Origin of the sequence: Brachybacterium sp. UMB0905 (assembly GCF_002871795.1) — a bacterium.
Taxonomy (GTDB): domain Bacteria; phylum Actinomycetota; class Actinomycetes; order Actinomycetales; family Dermabacteraceae; genus Brachybacterium.
The window spans coordinates 75,350-93,722 of the sequence record NZ_PNHL01000010.1 but is presented as its reverse complement, the minus strand read 5'-3'; the positions used below and the strand labels follow the sequence as shown (position 1 = coordinate 93,722).

Here is an 18,373-nt window from a genome sequence, read left to right as displayed (position 1 = left end):
CAGGGTAGGCCTCACTCGGAGCGTTGGCCCACGATGCCCAGCAGCACACCGAGGGTTGTGCGCTCTCCCTCACGGCGGCGCCGGTGATAGCCGCTCACCAGGGCGTAGGGCACAAGCATGATGAAGCCGACGGCGGATAGCAGCAGGATCGCCACCACCATCGAGCCGTCATCGGCGGCCCCGTCGGCCCCGGTGCGGGCCACCAGCAGAGCGGCGGCGATATTGCGCTGGGAGGTAAGGATCGCGGGGCCGTCGGGCACGGTGAGGGTCTGTCCGGCGAGATCTCCGGCCACGCGGCCGGCCACGAAGGCGAGCACCACGAGGCTCGCTGCGAGCAGCAGCACCGGGGACAGCAGCAGGTCCAGCACCAGGACGGTGTTCGCGCCGAAGCCGGAGAGGAACATGAGCACTGCAGAGAGCGCGGCCACACCTCCGGCGACCCGGGCGAGCAGGTCCGCGCGGGTGGGGGCGACGGCGGCGATCGCGATGCCCGCGAGCATCGGGGAGAGCATCGTGCCCAGCAGCAGGCGCGCCACCGCCCAGGCATCCACGTGCACGTCCTGCAGCAGGAACGGGACCACGAGCGGCATGAACAGGATCGAGCCCAGCAGCAGCACGGCCATCGGCCCGGCGGTCTCCGCGTAGGGGATGCGGGCCATCGCGCCCAGCTGCAGAACGAAGGGGGCGCCGGCCGCGCACAGCGTGATGATGAAACCCGACGAGGTGTGCTGGGGCAGATGGTCCGACAGCAGCCACACCACGAGGGTGCCCACGGCGGGGACCACCACGAAGTTCGCACCGAGCACCGCCAGGACGGTGCGGCGGTCGCGCAACTGGGCGCGGAAGGTGCGGCGCGGGGTGCGCAGACCCATCGACAGCATCGAGGCGATCGCGAAGGCGGGCACACTGATGTCGATCAGCGTGGCCAGGAATCGCTCGAGGGTGTGCACCGCTGCAGGGTACGCGCCCTGCCTCAGATCCAGCCGTTGTCCACGGCGGCACGGACCGCTTCGGCGCGGTTGGTCACACCGAGCTTCCCGATCGCGGCGGAGATGTGGTTGCGCACGGTGCCTTCGGAGAGGAACAGCCGCCCGGCGATCTGCGCGGTGCTGCCGCCGGCCGCAGCAGCCTGCAGCACCTCGGTCTCCTTGGCGGTCAGGGGGCTGGTGCCGACGGCGAGGGACTGGGCGGCGAGCTCGGGGTCGACGACCTTCAGCCCCTGGTGGACGCGGCGGATGCCGTCCACGAGGCGCTCGACGGGGGTGTCCTTGACCATGAAGCCGTGGGCGCCGGCCTCCATGGTGCGCCGCAGGTAGCCGGCGCGGCCGAAGGTGGTCAGCACGATGATGCGCGGCGCGCCGTCCGGACCGGCAGTGCTCTGCTGCAGGCGCTCGGCGACCTCGATCCCGTCGGCCGGTCCGTCCGGGGCGCCGGCGGGCATCTGCACATCCAGCAGCAGCACATCGGGCTGGTGCTCGGTGACGGCGGCGAGGGTCCCGGCGCCGTCGGAGGCCTCCCCCACCACCTCGAGATCGGGCTCGAGGTTCAGCAGGGCCACCAGGCCGGAGCGGAGGATCGCCTGGTCATCGGCGACCACGAGGCGGATCATGCGGCACCGACCCGGGCGGTGAGGGTGGTGCCGGTCTCCGCGGAGGTGACGGTGAGGCGGCCCCCGGCCATGGCGAGGCGGGCCTCGAGGCCGCGCAGCCCGGTGCGGGTGGCACCGGCGGGGATGCCCACGCCGTCGTCGGACACGGTAACGGTGTCCTCGGTGACGGTGATGGTGGCGCACGTGGCGCGGGAGTGGCGCACGATGTTGGTGACTCCTTCGCGGATGACGTAGCCGAACAGCTCGGCGACGTCGTCGGGCAGGGGCGGCAGGGCGGTGGGGACCGAAGCCTGGATGCCGACGGTGGCCAGCACGGTGCGGGCGGAGGCGATCTCGGTGGCGGCGCGCACGTGCTGCATACCGCTCGCGGTGGCGCGGACGTCGGCGAGGGCCTGGCGGGTGGTGGCCTCGATGTGCTCGAGCTGGGCTTTCGCCGCCTCGGGGTCGATGTCCAGGAGGCGCCGGGCGAGCTGCGCGGAGATGGTCAGGGAGGTGAGGGAGTGGCCGACGAGGTCGTGCAGGTCCCGGCCGATGCGTTCACGCTCCGCGGCCACGGCGAGCACGGCGTTGCGGGCCTCAGCGGCCTCGAGCTGCTGCTGCAGCACCTCCTGGCGCACTCCGGTGCCGATCCCGGCGGCGAACAGCGCCGCCATGATCGCCAGTCCCGCCGCGATGTAGTGCTGCAGGATGATGGCGAGGAGCATCACCACCAGGCACATCACGAGCATGCTGGGCAGTCCCCAGCGCCACGGCAGCAGCAGCACGTGCGTCATGGCCTGGAACATCACCAGGTACAGCACGCCCGAGCCGAGCAGCGGGATGAGGGCCAGCAGCAGCGCGGTGCCCAGGGCGAACCAGATCAGCCGGACCCTCAGCGGATACAGGGCGATGCCGCAGACGGCGAGGAACACTGCTGAATAGATCAGCAGGATCACGGAGGCGAGGGTCGCGCGCAGGGGCCCGAGCCCGAGCCAGGACGTGACGATCGCCAGCAGCACGAACACCAGCGGCGGGGCGGAGAACGGCAGGCCGCCGGATTGCCGCATCGCCCGCCAGATGCCGCGCGGGGTGAGCGGGCGCGCGGCGGCCTCTTCCTCGCCGCCGCGCGCCCAGCTGCCCCAGGGGGAGTCCGTGCTCATGGGGGTCATTGTGTCAGCGGCGCTTCAGGCCCACGGCGTAGCGCATTCCGACGGCGCAGATCCCCGCGAAGACGACGCTCCAGATGCCGATGACCAGCAGGCCCGTGGTGGGGAACTCCCCGCCCAGCAGTGCCCATTCCCCCAGCCGCGCGATCCAGTAGGTGGGCAGAGCCTCCCCGAGGTCCTGCATCCAGGAGGGGAACATCTCCAGCGGCAGCCAGAGCCCCCCGAAGATCGCCATCGCCATCATGGTGACGACGCCGCCGGCGCTCGCGGCACCGCCCGTCAGCACCATGCCGAGTGCGATGCCGATCAGGACGGTGGGCACAAGGCCCAGCCAGACCACCGCGAGGACGGTCACGAACTGCGTGGGGCTCGCCTCGACCCCGGTGGCCAGGCCGATGAGACCCACGAAGAGGAGGGCGGGGAGGATGACGACGCTCGCGGCGGTGATCGAGCCGATGAGGAAGGAACGTGGGGACAGGCCCGCGACGATCAGCTGACGCAGGAAGCCGGTGCGCTGGTCCTCCTGGATCTGCACGCCGGCGTTCACGGCGGCGCCGAGCCCGCCGTAAGCGGCCATGTTCACCATCATGAGCCCGCGGGCGGCCCCGTCGGCCTCGTCTCCGAACATGGTGGAGAACAGCAAATACATGCCCACCGGTAGCGCGATCGTGAAGACCATGAACATGACGTTGGTGACGGTCATGCGGGTGGAGTGCAGGGCGTAGCGGGCGGTGCGCACCGCCGGGGACAGGGCAGCGGACGTCGGGGCGGGCGTGGCTGAGGCTGCAAAGGTGGTCATCACAGGGCTCCTTCGAGCTCGGGGGTGGTCTGGTAGGCAGTGAGGATGAGGAAGGCTTCCTCGAGGCCGGGGGCGGTGACCAGCACGTCGTGCACGGTCTCGGCGTGCTCCCCGGTGAACAGGGCGCGCAGGGTCACATCGGCGTCGGTGCTGAGGGCCCGCTGGCGGGTGGGGTCGGTGTCATCGGCGCCGACGGTGGTGACGCCCGGCAGGGCGGCGATCTGCTCGGCGGTGAGGCCGCGCAGCGTGATGGCCCGTCCGCCCACGCGGGCGGACACGTCGGCGGCGGACCCGTCGGCGACGACGCGACCGCGGTCCAGGACCACGACGCGCTGGGCCTCCCGTTCGGCCTCCTCGAGGTGGTGGGTGGCGAAGACGATGGTGCGGCCGGTCGCGGCGACCTCCCGCATCCGGTCCCAGAAGGCGTGGCGGGCGCCGACGTCCATGCCGACGGTGGGCTCATCCAGCAGCAGCACCTGCGCGTCCCCCAGCAGGGCGATCGCGAAACGTACCCGTTGGGCCTGGCCGCCGGAGAGGGTGCCGATGCGGCGGCGCATGAGGTCGGCGATATCGGCCTGCTCGATGACCTGCTCCAGCGGGGCGGGGCGGGCCTGCAGGGCGTGGAGCATCGCGAGCATGGAGCGCACGGTCTGGTCCGGCAGCAGCGCCCCGGACTGCAGCATCGAGCTGATCAGGCCGCTGCGCACCGCGGTAATGGGGTCGGTGCCGAGGACCTGGACCTCGCCGGAATCGGGCTGGGTGAGGCCCACCATCATCTCCATGGCGGTGGTTTTCCCGGCGCCGTTGGGGCCCAGCAGCGCGAGGATCTGCCCGCGCGGGACCTCGAGGTGGAGGTCGTCGAGGGCGCGGATGGTCCCGTAGGTCTTGGTGACGGCGGTGAGGTGGAGGGCGGGCTGTGCGTTCATGTCTCCAGGGTTCTGCGACGGGGCGGCGCGGCGAAGTCCCGGCGATCATGTCCGCCCCATGACAGGCGTCATGGCAGCGGGGTGTTTCCCGGCTACGCTGGCGCGATGCTGATCCGTGAGGTGCGTCTGGGGCGCGGGGCCGACGTGGTGGACGTGCGGATCCGTGACGGGCTCATCGCGCAGATCGGCCCGGGGCTGGCGCGTGCGGGTGAGGAGGTGCTCGTCGGCGGCGGCGCGTTCATGATCCCGGGGCTGTGGGATCAGCATGTGCATACCGGGCAGCTCGCGCAGTCCCATGCCCGGCTGGATACCACCGGGGTGGTCTCGCTCGCGGAGCTGCTGGACCAGGTGCGCAAGGAGCTCGCGGCCCGCGGGGAGGCTGACGGACGGGCGCTCGTGGGCTTCGGGCATCGGCTGCTGGATCTGGGGGCAGAGCCCACGGTGGCGCTGCTGGACGCGGTAACCGGTGCGGTGCCGACGGTGCTGATCGGCGGGGATGCGCATCATGCGTGGCTGAACAGTGCGGCGCTCGCGGCACTGGCGCTGCCGCCGCGGCGGGGCATCATCGCGGAGGACGAGTGGTTCGCGGTCACCTCGCGCCTGCCGGAGCTGCCGGGCGTGGCGGAGGACGTGCAGGTGGGAATGACGATGCTGCAGGAGCAGGCGCTCGCCCGCGGGGTGGTTGGCCTGGTGGACATGGAGTGGGGGGTGCCGTTCGAGCAGTGGCCGCGGCGCGAGACGCGGATGCGGGTGCGCACCGCGGTGTACCCCGAGTACATCGAGTCCGCGCCCGGCCCGACGGGCACCGTGCTGGATGCGGCGGGTCTGGTGACGATGGGTCCGCTGAAGGTGATCGCCGATGGGGCGCTGGGCTCCCATTCGGCGTACACGCGCGAGCCGTACTCCGATGGGCACGGCTGGCAGGGGCGCGGGGTGCTGTCGGTGCCGCCGCCGCATCTGCGCGAGGCGCTGCAGCGGGCGAAGCAGCTCGGGCTCACGGCGGCGGTGCATGCGATCGGGGATGCGGCTGCGCAGGTGGTGCTCGATGCGGTGGAGGCCGTGGGGATCTCCGCCCGGATCGAGCATGCGCAGATGCTGGCCGATGAGGATGTGGCGCGGATGGCGGCGCTCGGGGTGACGGCCTCGGTGCAGCCGGCGCATCTGCTCGATGACCGGGACATGACCGAGGAGATCTGGCCGGGCCGCGGCGGGCAGGCCTACCGGCTGCGGGATCTGCTGAGCGCCGGGGCGCCGGTGGTGATGGGCTCCGATGCACCAGTGGTGCCGCTGGATCCGTGGCTGGCGATGGCGGCGGCGGTGCACCGCAGCGCCGATACGCGGCCCGGCTGGTACCCGGCCCAGCAGCTGCAGCCGGGCGAGGCGCTCGCCGCCTCGACGGACGGGGTGCAGAGCCTCAGCGCCGGCGGGCTCGGGGATGTGGTGCTGCTGGAGGACTGGCCCTTCGACCCGGTGCCGACGGGAGCCGATGGGCTGATGGACGATGCGGCGGCGCGGGAGGCCGCGGCGCGGCTGCGCGAGGTGCGGGTGCTTGTGACCGTCGTGGCCGGGAGGCTTGCGGCGCAGGCGTGATCAGGAGTTCGCGGCCAGGATCTGGTCCTTCGCGCCGGTGATGCGGTAGCCGAGCGGGGCTAGCTGTTGTTGGCCATGACGATGCCATCGGAGCTGGCCACCACGGATTTCGGGCTGATGTCACCGGTGATGCGTGCGAGCGGCACCATGCGGGTCTCTCGCGAGGTCGGCTCCGGGGCCCCGGATTCGTCGGTGTCGGCGAGGTTCTCGGTGTTCCGGCCAGCGGCCGAGATCGCTGCGGGCGGCTGCTGATCCTGATCGCTGAGGCTGGTGGTGGTGCCCAGCACGATGCCAGCGGCGACCAGCAGCACGGCGGATCCGCTGGCGAGGAGGGCACGGCGGCGCGCCTGACGGCGGCGCTGCAGGGCGATCCTCCGGCCAGTCGTCCGCACCTGTTCCCCCAAGTCCCTGTCGTGATACGTGTCGATAAAACTACCGGTCGACGCTTCCTCAGCGGCGCTGGCGCTCCGGGCAGCCCACGGCACGTCCTGTATCAGAGGCGTCGGCGCCGCCAGGGCCACCAGCGCCGACGGGGCGCGGGCGGCGCGCTCTCATCCGTCGGCCCCGGCTGCGGACCGTGGGGCGCGGACTCGGCGACCCGGGCAGCGCGCAGAGCACGCCACTGGTCGACCGCGTCCTGCTCATCCCACGCCGGTGCGATGAGGCTCTGGAACGGGTGCTCGCGCCGGTCCTCGTGGACCCGACGGGTGTAGTCCGCGGCGTACTCCCGCACGGACCGCTCATCGCGCAGCTCGATCAGGGTCTCGGCGCGACGCTCATGCTCGCGGCGCAGCAGCACCACCACGGGCAGCAGGCCTTCGACGTCGATCTCGCCGGAGGCGATGCGCTGCTTGATCCACCAGTCGGGGTCGTGGTGGTCCGGCAGATTCAGCGGCTTGCCAGCGTAGGGGTTCTCGCTCATGTCTCCATGGTGTCGTGGGCCACGGCGCCCTGGTACGCGATCTCCCGGTGCGCGATCTCGTAGCCCAGCTGCTCGTTGATCGCGATCATCCATGGGTTCACGTGGGAGTTCCAGGTGGCGAGCGCCTGCAGGTCCGGGGCGGTGCGGGCGAGCTCGCGATGCACCGCGACCTTGAGGGCGAGCCCCAGGCGGTGCCCGCGATGATCGGGCATGACCAGGGTGTTCTCCTGCCAGCCGATGGTCGTGCCGGGCGTGGTCTGGACGTCGATGACGCTGTTGCCGACCATGGTGCCGTCCGGGGCGATCGCCACCGCGATGATCTCGCGAGTGCCGCGCTCGCGTCGACGCCGCTCCTGGTCGCGGATCCGCTCGGGGGTGTAGTCCGCCGCCTCGAACTCGAAGTCCTCATCGGGGTCGTCGAGATCGAGCTGACGCAGCAGCACCCCGTAGGCCGCAAGGTGCTCTTCGGGGACCTCGTCGTCCCAGACCTCGATGCGGTATTCGCCCTGCTTCTCGCGGGCGCTGCACTCGAGACGGTCCAGCAGATCGTCGGCGAGCGGCAGGGCGAGGGTGCGGCAGATCGCGATGTTCTTGCGCTCGATGCCGAGGCGGGCGGCGAGTCGGTTCGCGGGCAGTGCGGGGTCGTCGGCGTCCCCGTCGGCCGGGATCTCACCGAAGCTGCCCACCCGGGTGCGCCCGGATTCCCGCACCGCCGGGATCACCGCCTGCTCGAGCAGCGCGGTCCCGATGCCGTGGCCGCGGAACGCGGGATGCACGCCGAGCCCCACGTACACGTCCTCGAGATTCTCCTTGAGCGGCACCTCCACCGACGCGATGCCGACGATGCTCTGCCCGCCCTCGATCGTCTCCGCGACCGCCACGAAGCGCCGGGCCCGGAAGTACTCCGAGGGGCTCAGCCGCGCGCGCCGCTGATCGACGGTGAGCACCTCGCGCCCGCCGAAGGCGTCCTCGTCGCAGGCCTCGTCGAGGGCGTTGATCTGCTCGAGCTCGAGGTCGGAGCTGGGGTCCAGGGGACGGATCGTCACGTGCATGCCGGCAGTGGATCACGTCGGCGGCGGGGAGCGCCACGGGTTTTTCGCTAGCCCTTGGCCCTCCCCTGGGACAATCCCGAGCGTGGTCGGTGCCGGGATCGACCCGGCGCCCGGGAGCCCGGGCGATCTGCTGGTGTTGGCGACGGACGGCCTGCATGTGCCTGTCTCCGCGGCAGACCTCGCAGAGCTGCTCACAGAAGGGCCGTCGGACCCGCAGGAGCTCGCGGATCAGCTCCTGGACCTCGCCTCTGCTGCGGGCGGGGAGGATGACGTCGCGGTCGCGCTCGCGCGGGTGTGAGACGGGGTGAGACTCAGCGACGTCGAGCCCGCCGGGACCGGGTGAGGCCCCGGTCGGGCTCGATGTCGGCCCCTTCGCTCTCCTGGTGCCGCAGCGCTTCGGCGAGGTACGGCAGGGCGTACTGCACGAAACCGCGACCGGCGGGGCGGATCAGCTCCTCCTCGATGAGGCGCTCGCGGTAGGTGGACTGGTTGCGCGGGTCGATACCCATGCGGCGGGCGATGTCCCCCACGGCCGATGGGCCCTCATCCTCGAGCATCGCGTGCAGGTATTCGCGTTTACGGGGGCTCAGCCCGCGTAGCGCCGGACCGTGGACGTTCTTGATCATCGCGGCGATGGTGGCGGGGCGGGCGCCACGCACATCTTCAACCTCGATCACGTCGGCGTCGCCGCTGTTCTGCCAGGCCTTCGAGCCGATGAGCTGGATGAGGTACGGGTAGCCGCAGGAGATCTCCCCGGCGAGCACCGCGGCCTCGGGGGTGATCGACTTCGCGGTATCGGCGACGGTGAGGCGGATAGCCTCCGCGGCGGTGCCCACATCCACACTGCCCACCTCGATGCGGTGGGCACGGCGCAAGAAGGTGGTGCGCTCGTGGTCCAGCAGCGCATCCACGCCCGGGCGGATCCCGGCGGCGAGGAACGCGACGGCATGCCCGGAGCCGATGAGGTCCTGGACATGCTGGGTCAGGGCGTGCAGCTGGTCGCGGTTCGCGGACTGCAGCTCATCGAGGGTGATGAGCAGGCCCGCCCCGTCCTCATCGGCCAGGCGGGCCAGGCGGTCCAGCACAGTGGTGAGGTCCTCGCCTTCGCCGTCGTAGCGGCGGCGGATGTCCCGCTCAGCGGCAACCGAGGCGATGCGGGCGCTGGTCAGCTGCGAGGTCTCGGCCTCCGGGTCGAGCTCGCGCAGGGCACTGACGGCCTGGCGGCGCAGCTCCTCGGCGAGGGAGGTGGAGGAGGTGTGCAGGCGCAGGTCGGTCCACCCCGCTTCGAGGGCGAGCTCACGGAATTCGGCGAGCAGCACGGTCTTCCCGGCGCCGCGCGCCCCGGAGATGAGGATCGAGCGGGCCTCGGGGACCTCGCCGCGTAGCGCGGCGGTGAACTCCTCGATCGCGATCTCGCGCCCGGCGAGGATCACGGGGGTGAGGCCGAAACCGGGGGTGAAGGGGTTCTGGGTGGATCGGCCGATGGGTTCGCGTGCTGCCATGCGGCCATCGTGCCGTGTGTGTCGGTGTGTGTACAGGCCGAGGCCGGCCAGGTTGACAGTCCGGGCACTGGACCGCATGATTACTCCCTAATGATTACCGCGTAACCCCGGAGGTCATCCATGGCCCTACATCACGCCCTGCTCGCCCTGCTGAGCGTCGGGCCGGCCACCACCTACCAGCTGCGGCGCGCCTTCGACGACGCCACCGGGCAGGTGAAACCCCTGAACATCGGGCAGGCCTCATCCACCCTCTCGCGCCTCGAGCGGGACGGCCGGATCGTGCGCACTGAACCGTCGGCCCCTGATGCGACCGCTGGACTGTGGCACCTCACCGAGGCGGGGCGTGAGGAGCTCTCCCTGTGGTGGATGAGTGCCGTGGAGCGCACCCAGCCGGATCGGCAGGAGCTGGTCATGAAGTTCGCGGTCGCCGTCGCCGTGCCGGGCGTGGACGTCACGGCGCTGGTGCAGACCCAGCGCGACGCCACCCTCTCCGCCCTCCACGAGGCCACCCGGGTGCGTCGGCAGGTGGATCCCGCGGACCTGCCCGCCGCGCTGGTGCTCGATCACCACCTCGTCACCCTCGAGGCGGAGCTGCGGTGGCTGGATGACATCGAGGTGATGCTCGAGCGCGCCGCGGCCCGTCGGCCCGCATCCAGCGTCCGGCCCGCTGAGACGTCCGCTGAGCAGCGCTCGGGAGCCCGACGATGAGCACGCCGGCACTCGAGCTCCACGAGGCCGTGAAGATCCACGGCACCGGCGAACAGCAGGTGCGAGCGCTGGACGGGGTGTCCCTCACCGTCGGGCCCGGGGAGTTCGTGGCGATCATGGGCGCCTCCGGTTCCGGGAAATCCACGCTGCTGCACCTCGCCGGTGGTCTCGCCACACCGACATCCGGGGAGGTGCTGGTGCACGGCACCGCGCTGGGCGCCCTCTCCCCTGCGGCCCTCGCGGACCTGCGTCGCGATGAGATCGGGTACGTGTTCCAGGACCTGAACCTGCTGCCGGCACTGAGCGTGGCCGAGAACGTGGCGCTGCCGCGCGAGCTCGCGGGCATCTCACCACGTCGCGCTGCCGAGGAGGCGCAGGCGGCGCTCGAGTCCGTGGGCATCGCCGACCTCGCGCGTCGCGGCCCGGAGGAGATCTCCGGCGGGCAGGCGCAGCGGGTGGCGATCGCCCGCGCCCTGATCGGCGAGCGCTCCCTGCTGCTGGCCGATGAGCCCACCGGCGCGCTGGACTCCGCCACATCCCGGGAGATCGTCGCCCTGCTGCGGGAGAAGGCCGACGCCGGGACCAGCATCGTGCTGGTCACGCATGAGGCACGGCTCGCCGCCTGGGCGGATCGCACCATCCAGCTGCGCGACGGCCGGATCTCGGGTATCGCCGCCGCACAGGAGATGCCATGGGCGGGATGAGGCCGCTGCTGCGGCTCGCCGTGCGCGATGCACGGCGCCACTGGGTGCGCACCGGGCTGATGCTCGCCACGATCGCACTGCCGATCCTCGCCGTCCTCGTCCTGCTCAGCAGCCTCACCCCGCAGGTCACGCCGCGGCAAGAGGCCCTGGATGCCCTGCCGGACGGGGCGCGCGCAGACGTCACCGCCTCGACCGTGGGCGGTCCCGTGCAGCAGCTGCCTGAGCAGCTGCCGCCGGTTCCCCGCGACCCCTCCGCACGCCCGTCCGCGCCGGAAGAGCTCGCCCGCACCCTGCCGTCCGGCATCACGCTGCACGAATGGTGGGTCTCCCCCGAGCTCATCGCGACCACAGCCCTGGATCTTCCCGCCGGCGAGACCCGCCCGGCGGAGGCCGCACAGGTGGTGGGGTCGCTCGAGGCCCGGCAGCTGACGACCGTGACCCTGCGGGAGGCGGATGCGCAGACCCTGGAGCTGCTCATCGGCACCGCGCCGACGGGGGCAGACGGGCTCGTGCTCACTCAGGCCGCCGCGGAAGCGACCGGGGTGGGCGAGGGGGAGGTCCTGCAGCTCATCGCGCCACCGGACACCGGGTGGATGTCCACCGACGGGCGACTGTCCGGCGCGGTCGAGAACTCGCAGCGCGGCTACCGCGTGGACCAGGTGATCCCCGGCGACCAGGCGCAGGCCTGGGCGCTGCCGGAGTGGATCGCGCCGATGATCGCGGCAGATCAGAAGGGCGTGGACCGGCATTTCCTGGTCACCGGCGAGCAGCCCATCACCTGGTCGCAGACGAAGACGCTGAACAGAGACGGCGTGTTCGTCATCTCCCGGGACGTGCTCGAGAACTATCCGCCTCGCGCGGAGCTCTACCCGGTGCCGGTGGATCTCGAGCGCCTCGCGATCATGGCGGTGCTGCTGGGCACGACCGCCGTGGGCATCACCGCCCTGCTCGCCGTGCTGGTCACCCCCGCGTTCGTCGTGGGGGCGACGCGGATGCGCCGTGAGCTCGGCGTGATGGTCGCCTCCGGCGCCAGGCCGCGCCGGGCGGGAGCGGTGTTCATGCTGCAGGCCGTGGTGATGGGGGCGGCCGGCGGGCTGCTCGGGGTGGGCGGCGCGGCGGTGGTCGCCGCAATCCTCGCTCGCCCCTTCCCGCTGCTCGCAGCCGCCGCGGCGCTGCTGCTGGCCGTGCTGGTGGCGCTGCTCTGCGCGCTGCCGGCCGCGCGGGCGGTCGCGCGGCAGGACCCGGTGGATGCGCTCGCGGACCGTCGGCGCCTGTCCCGTCGGCCCCGCACCCGCCGCGAGGACACCATGCTCGGGCGACTGCCGCTGCCGACGATGCTGCGGCTCGCGGCGCGCGATGCGGGGCGGCACCGCGCCCGCACCGTCCCGGCCGTCGCGGCGGTGCTGGCCTGCACCGCGGCGCTGACGGCGCTCAGCATCATGGTGGGCTCCGCCCAGTCCAATGCGGATGATCAGGCCACCGCGATGGTCGCGCCCGGCCGGGCCGGGATGGGGATCGAGACCCCGATCAGTGACGAGGTGGACCAGGCCGTGATCCACGCGGTCCTCGCGGAGATGCCGGTCGCGGCCCACGGCGAGCTGTGGAGCATCTCGAAAGACGGCCCGCTGCTCGAGGCCGCTCCGCGTCAGCAGTGCGGGCCCGAGGAAGGGGTGTCGGTCCGCTCGGCACTGGACCCGTCGGCCCCCATCGAGTGTGTGCGCTGGGACCGAGCCTGGTCACCGGGGCTGGGCTTTCCCACCTGGGTCGGGAACGAGGTGACGATCATGGAACCGGAGACGATGCGGCTGACCGGGCTGCCCGGTGCCGAGGAAGCGGCCGATGCGCTCGCCGCCGGGGCTGTCGTGATCAACGATGCGACGCGCTTACAGAGCGACGGCACCGTGGAGCTCAGGGTCTCCGCGGACGACGCCTCTGGTTTCACACCGCTGGCCACTGTGCCGGGGCACTTCCTGCGCGGCGCGGAGCCGTCGATCACGATGACCCCGCAGATGGCGCAGGAGCTGGAGCTGCCCAGCCGGTACGTCGGAGAGATCGTGGTTCCCGAACAGGAGCTGGACCTCGCGGCGGCGCAAGCCTGGGGTGATCAGGCCCGGGAGGTCACGACGCTCGCGTGGCCGCTCGTGGAGCCGACGCCTGATGCGCTGGGCTTCGCGGCATGGGGGCTGGGTCCCTCCCCGGCGCGTCCGCTGCTGTGGGGGCTGACGTGCCTGGCGGTACTCGCCACGCTGCTCGCGCTCGCCCTGGGGCGGAAGGATGCGGAGACGGACCTGGGGACCATGCAGGCGATCGGGGCGCGGCCGGGGCAGGTGCGGCGCTACGGTCTCGCGCAGGCGGGGATCGTGCTGCTGGTGGGGGTGCCGACGGGGCTCGTGCTGGGTGCGGCCGCCTCCGCGGGGCTGCTCGCGGCGCTACGGGCTTCACAGGAGTTCGGGCCGTTCCTGCATCCGACGCTGCTGCCCGTGGCGCTCGCGGTGGGGCTCACGGTGATGATCGGCGGGTCGCTGCTGGGCGCGCTCGTCATCGCGCCGCGGCGTGGGGTGCTGACGCGGCGGGGGTGAGGGCGCGAGGGCGACCTCTCCTCCACAACGCCCCAGTATCCACAATCGAATGATGGCGCTGGTCGCCGCTGGTTCTGCTTCCTACGCTCGCCGTATGGACTTGAGCGATCGGGCCCCCGAGGGCCGAGACGAGGACGAGCAGAAGCGCAGTGCGCACAGGCCTGCTCGGGACGCCTCGACGCCGCCGGGCGGAGCACCCGATCCCGACCCCTTGCGCCACGTGGCCGCGGAGCTCGTGACGCTCGAGGCGTCGCCGGAGGCGCGGTCACTGCTCGCGGCGCTGCTGACCGCAGTGCTCTCTGCATTCACCGCCACGCGCTCGGTGCGTGACGCCCTGCCGGACACCGCACCCGGCACCGCGGAGGAGGCGCTCGCGGTGCTCGCGGGGATCGACCAGCTGCGCTCCGCCCTCGGAGCGCTGGACAGCCTGTGGCAAGTGCGGGCTGCGGACCGGATCCGGGAGGCCGACCGGAGCCGCGAAGCCCCGGAGGGCGAGCAGGGCACCGGAGCCCCGCATGAGATCGCTCTGGCCCGCCGTGTCTCCCCGGCCGCCTCGTCCCGTTCTCTCGCCGGGGCGCGTCGGCTCGCCGCCCATATGCCGGAGCTGCTCGAGAAGCTGTGGCGCGGTGCCGTCACCGACCAGCAGGTCACGACGGTGATGCGTGCGCTGGATGGCGCGGATCCGGCCACTTGTGCGCAGATCGATGATCTGCTCGCCGCAGAGCCGGAGGTGCTGGATGGGGCGGGGTGCCGACGGCTCGGCTCCGAGGTGCGGGCTCTTGTCCAGCAGATTGAACCGGAGCGGTCCCGGGAACGTGCTGAGCAGGCCGCCCGTGGGCGGCACGTGACGCTGACGCCGCTCGCTGACGGCATGGCGCGCCTGAGCGCTGTGCTGCGAGCGATCGACGGCGTGGCGGTCATGAACGCGCTGGATGCCGGGGCGCGGTCGCGGCGGGCCGCGGGGTCGCAGACCTCCCACGGCGCCCTCGAAGCAGACCTGCTGGTGGAGTCTGTGCTGGCCGGCGCGGATCACAAGGACGCAGGCGCAGATCGCGAGGACGCGGGCGCGCTTCGTCGGCCCCGGCCCGGTCTGGACGTGGGCATCGTCATCACCGACCGGGCCCTGCTGGCCCGCGCCGACGGCACCGAATGCGCGCGCATCGAGGGCTACGGGACGCTGCCCGCCCACATCGTCGTGGACACGCTGGAAGGTCACCCGCCCGGGCACCTGAGCGCCGACGACCTGATTGAGGATGAAGACGATCTCGACCCCGACGGCACCCTCACCGCGTTTTTTCGGCGGCTCTATACCGCTCCGCGCAGCGGCGAGCTCATCGCCATGGAATCGACCGCCCGTGCGTTCCCCACGGGGCTCGCTCGCATGATCCGCTGGCGGGATGCCACCTGCCGCACCCCGTGGTGCGGCGCCCGCATCCGCCACATCGACCACGTCACCCCAGTACGGGAGGGCGGACCGACCAGCCTGGACAACGGCCAAGGGCTGTGCGCAGCGTGCAACCTGCGCAAAGAGACCGGACGGATGCGGGTCGAGCCCTTCTCGTCGCCAGCCGGAAGCTCACTGACCTGGTCCAGCCCGCACGGGGCGTTAGGCCGCTCGCCGACGCCGCGGATCATCCGGCAGCGCGCTCAGCGGCTCGACCCGGCCGAAGACGACGAAGGGGCTTGACCAGGGGACCCGCCTGACAGACGCACCTCCTCCACGTCGGCTGCGAGAAGCTGGCGCAGCACCCGCACCAGGGCATCCGTCGCCCGGGACATGCGGGGGCCTTCCAGCGGCCACGGAGCTGCAAGAATCACACCATGTCGGCGTCGACCCCGCATCTGCTGAGCCCCCTGGATCTGGGCCCCTTCACGGTCCGCAACCGGATCGTCATGGGGTCGATGCACGTGGGGCTCGAGGATGACCCGCGCGATGCCGACAAGCTCGCCGCGTTCCTCGGCGAGCGCGCCCGCGGCGGGGCGGGCCTCATCGTCACCGGCGGCTATTCACCCAATCGCACCGGTCGCCTCACCCCGCGCGGCGGCCAGGTCACCACGCGCACCCTCGGCGCCCACCGGCAGATCACTGATGCGGTCCACGAGCCGGGCGGGCGGATTCTGCTGCAGCTGCTGCACGCCGGGCGCTACGCCTTCCATCCGCTCGCGGCCTCCCCGTCGGGCGGGCGCTCTCCGCTCTCCCCCTTCCGCTCCCGACGCCTGACCCGCCGCGGCATCCACCGCACCATCGGCCAGTTCGCCGCCGCTGCCCGCGCCGCGGTCGAGGCCGGGTATGACGGTGTGGAGATCATGGGCTCCGAGGGCTACCTCATCAACCAGTTCCTGGCCCCGGCGACGAACCGTCGGCGCGACCGTTGGGGCCGGGACGCCGAGGGCAGGCGCGCCTTCCCCCTCGAGGTCGCTGCCGCGGTCCGGGACGCCATCGGCCCGAGCGCCCTGCTCTCCTGGCGGATCTCCCTGCTGGACCTCGTGCCGGGCGGCCAGAGCACCGAAGAAGTCCATGCCCTCGCCCGCGGTCTCGTCGAGCAGGGCGTGGATGTGCTCTCCACCGGTATCGGCTGGCATGAGGCACGGATCCCCACGATCGTGACCTCCGTGCCGCAGGGCGCGTTCCTCGCCGAGACTGCGGCGCTGCGCGAGGTGGTGGATGCGCCGGTCATCGCCTCGAACCGGCTGCACTCCCCCGAAGTCGCCGAGCAGGTCATCGCCGACGGGCAGGCGGATCTGGTCTCCATGGCGCGGCCGCTGCTCGCCGACCCGCACCTGCCGCGCAAGCTCGCCGCCGGGACGCCGGCGCAGATCATTCCCTGCATCGCCTGCAACCAGGCGTGCCTGGACAAGGTCTTCGACGGCAAGCGTGCCTCCTGCCTGGTGAACCCCCGCGCCGCCCGTGAGACCGAGCTCGTGCTCACCCCGGTCCCGCCGCGCCGGGCCCGCAAGGTCGCCGTCATCGGCGCGGGCCCCGCCGGGATCGAAGCGGCACTCGCCTGCGCAGAGCGCGGCCACAGCGTCACCCTGTTCGAGGCGACCGACGAGATCGGCGGGCAGCTGCGGCTCGCCGCCCGCATCCCCGGCAAAGAGGACTACGCCCGCGCGATCGACTCCTGGCGGATGCGGCTGATCGCCGCCGGGGTCGGGATGCGCCTGGAGACCCGGCCCGAGCCCGCGGATCTTGCGGGCTTCCACGACGTCATCGTCGCGACCGGCGTGCGGCCGCGGCAGATCGACCTGCCGCGCACCCCGGATGCCCCGCCGGTGATCAGCTACGCGGACCTCCTCGAGGGCCGCGCCGAGGCCGGGGAGCGCGTGGCGATCATCGGCGCAGGTGGCATCGGCGTGGACGTTGCCGAATACCTCACCGGCACCACGCTGGACGTCAAGACATGGCGAGCGCACTGGGGTGTGGACCCCTCCCAACGCGGCGGGGTGGGTGAGCGGCCGTCACGGCCGACGGGGTCCGCGACGCGGTCCCCGCGCCGCGAGGTGCATCTGCTGCAGCGCAAGGAGACGAAGATCGGCGCGAACCTGGGACGCACCACCGGCTGGGTGCACCGCGCCGAGCTGCGCCACGCCGGCGTCATCGAGCATCGCGGCGTCACCTATGTGCGCGTGGACCGCGAGGGTCTGCACATTCTCGAAGGCGGCACCGAGCAGGTCATCGCCGTGGACACGGTGGTGGTGTGCGCGGGGCAGGAGAGTGAGAACTCCCTGGCAGCCCAGCTCAGGGGCCGACGCGGCCCGCGGGTCCACGTCGTCGGCGGTGCCCACGTCGCGGCGGAGCTCGATGCAGAGCGGGCGATCCGCGAAGCCGTGGAGACAGCGGCGGCGCTCTAGCCTCGTCGGCCCCTAGACTTCCCAGCATGCCCCGCGTCCTGCACACCGCCCAGGCACTAGTCGACATCATCGTGGAGGTCGATGCCCTGCCCGAGCGCGGCGGGAACACCAACGCCCGCTCGGAGCAGCGCTACGCCGGTGGTGCCACCACGATCCTGATCTCCGCCGCCCGCACCGGTGCGTCGGCGGTGCACGGCGGTGCGCACGGCACGGGACCCAACGGCGATCTGATCCGCGCGGCTCTGGAGCGTGACGGCGTGCTGATCGCCGACACTCCGCGTACCAGCGCCGACACCGGGTATTGCCTGGTCATGCTCGAGCCGACGGCCGAGCGGACGTTCCTGACCGTCTACGGCGCTGAGCGGGACGTGACCGCTGAGTCCTTCGCCCGGATGGATCCGCAGCCCGGGGACCTGCTGTGCGTCTCCGGCTACACCCTGTTCGAGCCCACCCGGGAGCCGCTGCTGCAGTTCCTGGACACCCTCCCGCCCGGGGTGGAGGTGGTGCTCGATCCGGGGGATGCTTTCGCGCAGTTCCCCCGCGAGCTGCAGGATCGGGTGCTGTCCCGCACCACGGTGTGGACCTCGAACGCGCATGAAGCCCGGGCCGTCAGCGGCATCGACGCACTGGTGGACACCCCTCTGGCGCTGCGGCGCCGCATGGCCCCGCGCAGCGTGATCATCGTGCGCGACGGCTCCCGGGGCTGCCTGGTGTTCCACCACGGCCGCGGCACCCACATCCCGGCGTTCCCGCAGCGGGCTGTGGACACCAACGGCGCCGGGGACACCCACACCGGGGTGATGCTCGCCGAGCGGGCCCTCGGGGCGGATTGGGAGTCTGCTGCGACCCGCGCCAACGCCGCCGCGGCGATCGCCGTGACCCGCCGCGGCCCGGAATCGGCGCCCACCCGCGCGGAGGTTGACGAGTTCCTCGCGTGACCAGCTCGTCGCGCCGGTAGGCTGGGAGCCGGAAACCTACTACCTGA

At 72.2% G+C, this 18,373-nt stretch carries 17 protein-coding genes; 8 read left to right on the top strand and 9 right to left on the bottom strand.

All coding sequences use genetic code 11. From position 1 onward, the window contains the following. Positions 1-11: 11 nt before the first annotated feature. The 5 genes from CJ197_RS10860 to CJ197_RS10840 are packed head-to-tail and all read right to left on the bottom strand — an operon-like array spanning position 12 to position 4,479. Positions 12-950, bottom strand: a complete 939-nt coding sequence (locus tag CJ197_RS10860) for a Na+-dependent transporter (protein ID WP_102236770.1) — start codon at positions 948-950, stop codon at positions 12-14. Positions 951-973: 23 nt separating this feature from the next. Beyond that, positions 974-1,609, bottom strand: a complete 636-nt coding sequence (locus CJ197_RS10855; RefSeq protein ID WP_102236769.1) for a response regulator transcription factor — start codon at positions 1,607-1,609, stop codon at positions 974-976. Beyond that, a complete protein-coding gene (locus CJ197_RS10850) occupies positions 1,606-2,748 on the bottom strand; it encodes a sensor histidine kinase (protein WP_233190864.1) in 1,143 nt (380 codons plus the stop codon). The genes CJ197_RS10855 and CJ197_RS10850 overlap by 4 nt, the downstream gene beginning before the upstream one ends. Positions 2,749-2,761: 13 nt before the next feature. After that, entirely contained in the window at positions 2,762-3,553 is a 792-nt protein-coding gene (locus CJ197_RS10845; RefSeq protein ID WP_102236767.1) for an ABC transporter permease, read from the bottom strand. After that, complete coding sequence (locus CJ197_RS10840; protein ID WP_102236766.1) at positions 3,553-4,479, bottom strand: ABC transporter ATP-binding protein; 927 nt, start codon at positions 4,477-4,479, stop codon at positions 3,553-3,555. The genes CJ197_RS10845 and CJ197_RS10840 overlap by 1 nt, the downstream gene beginning before the upstream one ends. Positions 4,480-4,584: 105 nt before the next feature. Here CJ197_RS10840 and CJ197_RS10835 point away from each other — a divergent pair, with 105 nt between their 5' ends. Next, positions 4,585-6,069 (top strand): amidohydrolase, encoded by a 1,485-nt coding sequence (locus CJ197_RS10835; protein ID WP_102236798.1) that lies wholly within the window; start codon positions 4,585-4,587, stop codon positions 6,067-6,069. Between the two features lie 59 nt (positions 6,070-6,128). On the opposite strand, the gene CJ197_RS10830 is transcribed toward CJ197_RS10835, so the two are convergent. The 3 genes from CJ197_RS10830 to CJ197_RS10820 all read right to left on the bottom strand — a co-directional run bounded on the left by CJ197_RS10830 (position 6,129) and on the right by CJ197_RS10820 (position 8,043). After that, positions 6,129-6,461: a hypothetical protein gene (locus tag CJ197_RS10830; protein ID WP_146007759.1), complete on the bottom strand. Its 333-nt coding sequence runs from the start codon at positions 6,459-6,461 to the stop codon at positions 6,129-6,131. Positions 6,462-6,562: 101 nt separating this feature from the next. Then, on the bottom strand, positions 6,563-6,991 hold the full coding sequence (locus tag CJ197_RS10825) for a DnaJ family domain-containing protein (RefSeq protein WP_233190862.1): 429 nt from the start codon (positions 6,989-6,991) through the stop codon (positions 6,563-6,565). Beyond that, positions 6,988-8,043, bottom strand: coding sequence for a GNAT family N-acetyltransferase (locus CJ197_RS10820; RefSeq protein WP_102236763.1), 1,056 nt, complete (start codon positions 8,041-8,043; stop codon positions 6,988-6,990). Before CJ197_RS10820 ends, CJ197_RS10825 begins: the two co-directional genes overlap by 4 nt. 82 nt (positions 8,044-8,125) lie before the next feature. Here CJ197_RS10820 and CJ197_RS10815 point away from each other — a divergent pair, with 82 nt between their 5' ends. Next, the gene (locus CJ197_RS10815) at positions 8,126-8,341 is read left to right on the top strand and encodes a SpoIIE family protein phosphatase (RefSeq protein WP_102236762.1); all 216 of its coding nucleotides are present in this window, start codon (positions 8,126-8,128) and stop codon (positions 8,339-8,341) included. 13 nt (positions 8,342-8,354) lie between these two features. On the opposite strand, the gene CJ197_RS10810 is transcribed toward CJ197_RS10815, so the two are convergent. Next, positions 8,355-9,545: an AAA family ATPase gene (locus tag CJ197_RS10810; RefSeq protein ID WP_102236761.1), complete on the bottom strand. Its 1,191-nt coding sequence runs from the start codon at positions 9,543-9,545 to the stop codon at positions 8,355-8,357. Between the two features lie 120 nt (positions 9,546-9,665). Between CJ197_RS10810 and CJ197_RS10805 the strand changes: the two genes are divergently transcribed. The 6 genes from CJ197_RS10805 (at position 9,666) to CJ197_RS10780 (ending at position 18,326) form a co-directional block, all read left to right on the top strand. Further along, entirely contained in the window at positions 9,666-10,253 is a 588-nt protein-coding gene (locus tag CJ197_RS10805) for a PadR family transcriptional regulator (RefSeq protein WP_102236760.1), read from the top strand. Continuing rightward, positions 10,250-10,957 carry an ABC transporter ATP-binding protein gene (locus tag CJ197_RS10800; RefSeq protein ID WP_102236759.1) on the top strand — a complete coding sequence of 236 codons (708 nt, stop codon included), beginning with the start codon at positions 10,250-10,252 and terminating at the stop codon, positions 10,955-10,957. The genes CJ197_RS10805 and CJ197_RS10800 overlap by 4 nt, the downstream gene beginning before the upstream one ends. Continuing rightward, positions 10,945-13,536, top strand: coding sequence for an FtsX-like permease family protein (locus CJ197_RS10795; RefSeq protein WP_102236758.1), 2,592 nt, complete (start codon positions 10,945-10,947; stop codon positions 13,534-13,536). Before CJ197_RS10800 ends, CJ197_RS10795 begins: the two co-directional genes overlap by 13 nt. 94 nt (positions 13,537-13,630) lie before the next feature. After that, positions 13,631-15,223 (top strand): HNH endonuclease signature motif containing protein, encoded by a 1,593-nt coding sequence (locus tag CJ197_RS10790; RefSeq protein WP_102236757.1) that lies wholly within the window; start codon positions 13,631-13,633, stop codon positions 15,221-15,223. A 134-nt stretch (positions 15,224-15,357) separates the two neighbouring features. Then, positions 15,358-17,388, top strand: a complete 2,031-nt coding sequence (locus CJ197_RS10785) for an NADPH-dependent 2,4-dienoyl-CoA reductase (RefSeq protein ID WP_102236756.1) — start codon at positions 15,358-15,360, stop codon at positions 17,386-17,388. 26 nt (positions 17,389-17,414) lie between these two features. Then, entirely contained in the window at positions 17,415-18,326 is a 912-nt protein-coding gene (locus CJ197_RS10780; protein WP_102236755.1) for a PfkB family carbohydrate kinase, read from the top strand. Positions 18,327-18,373 lie beyond the last annotated feature (47 nt).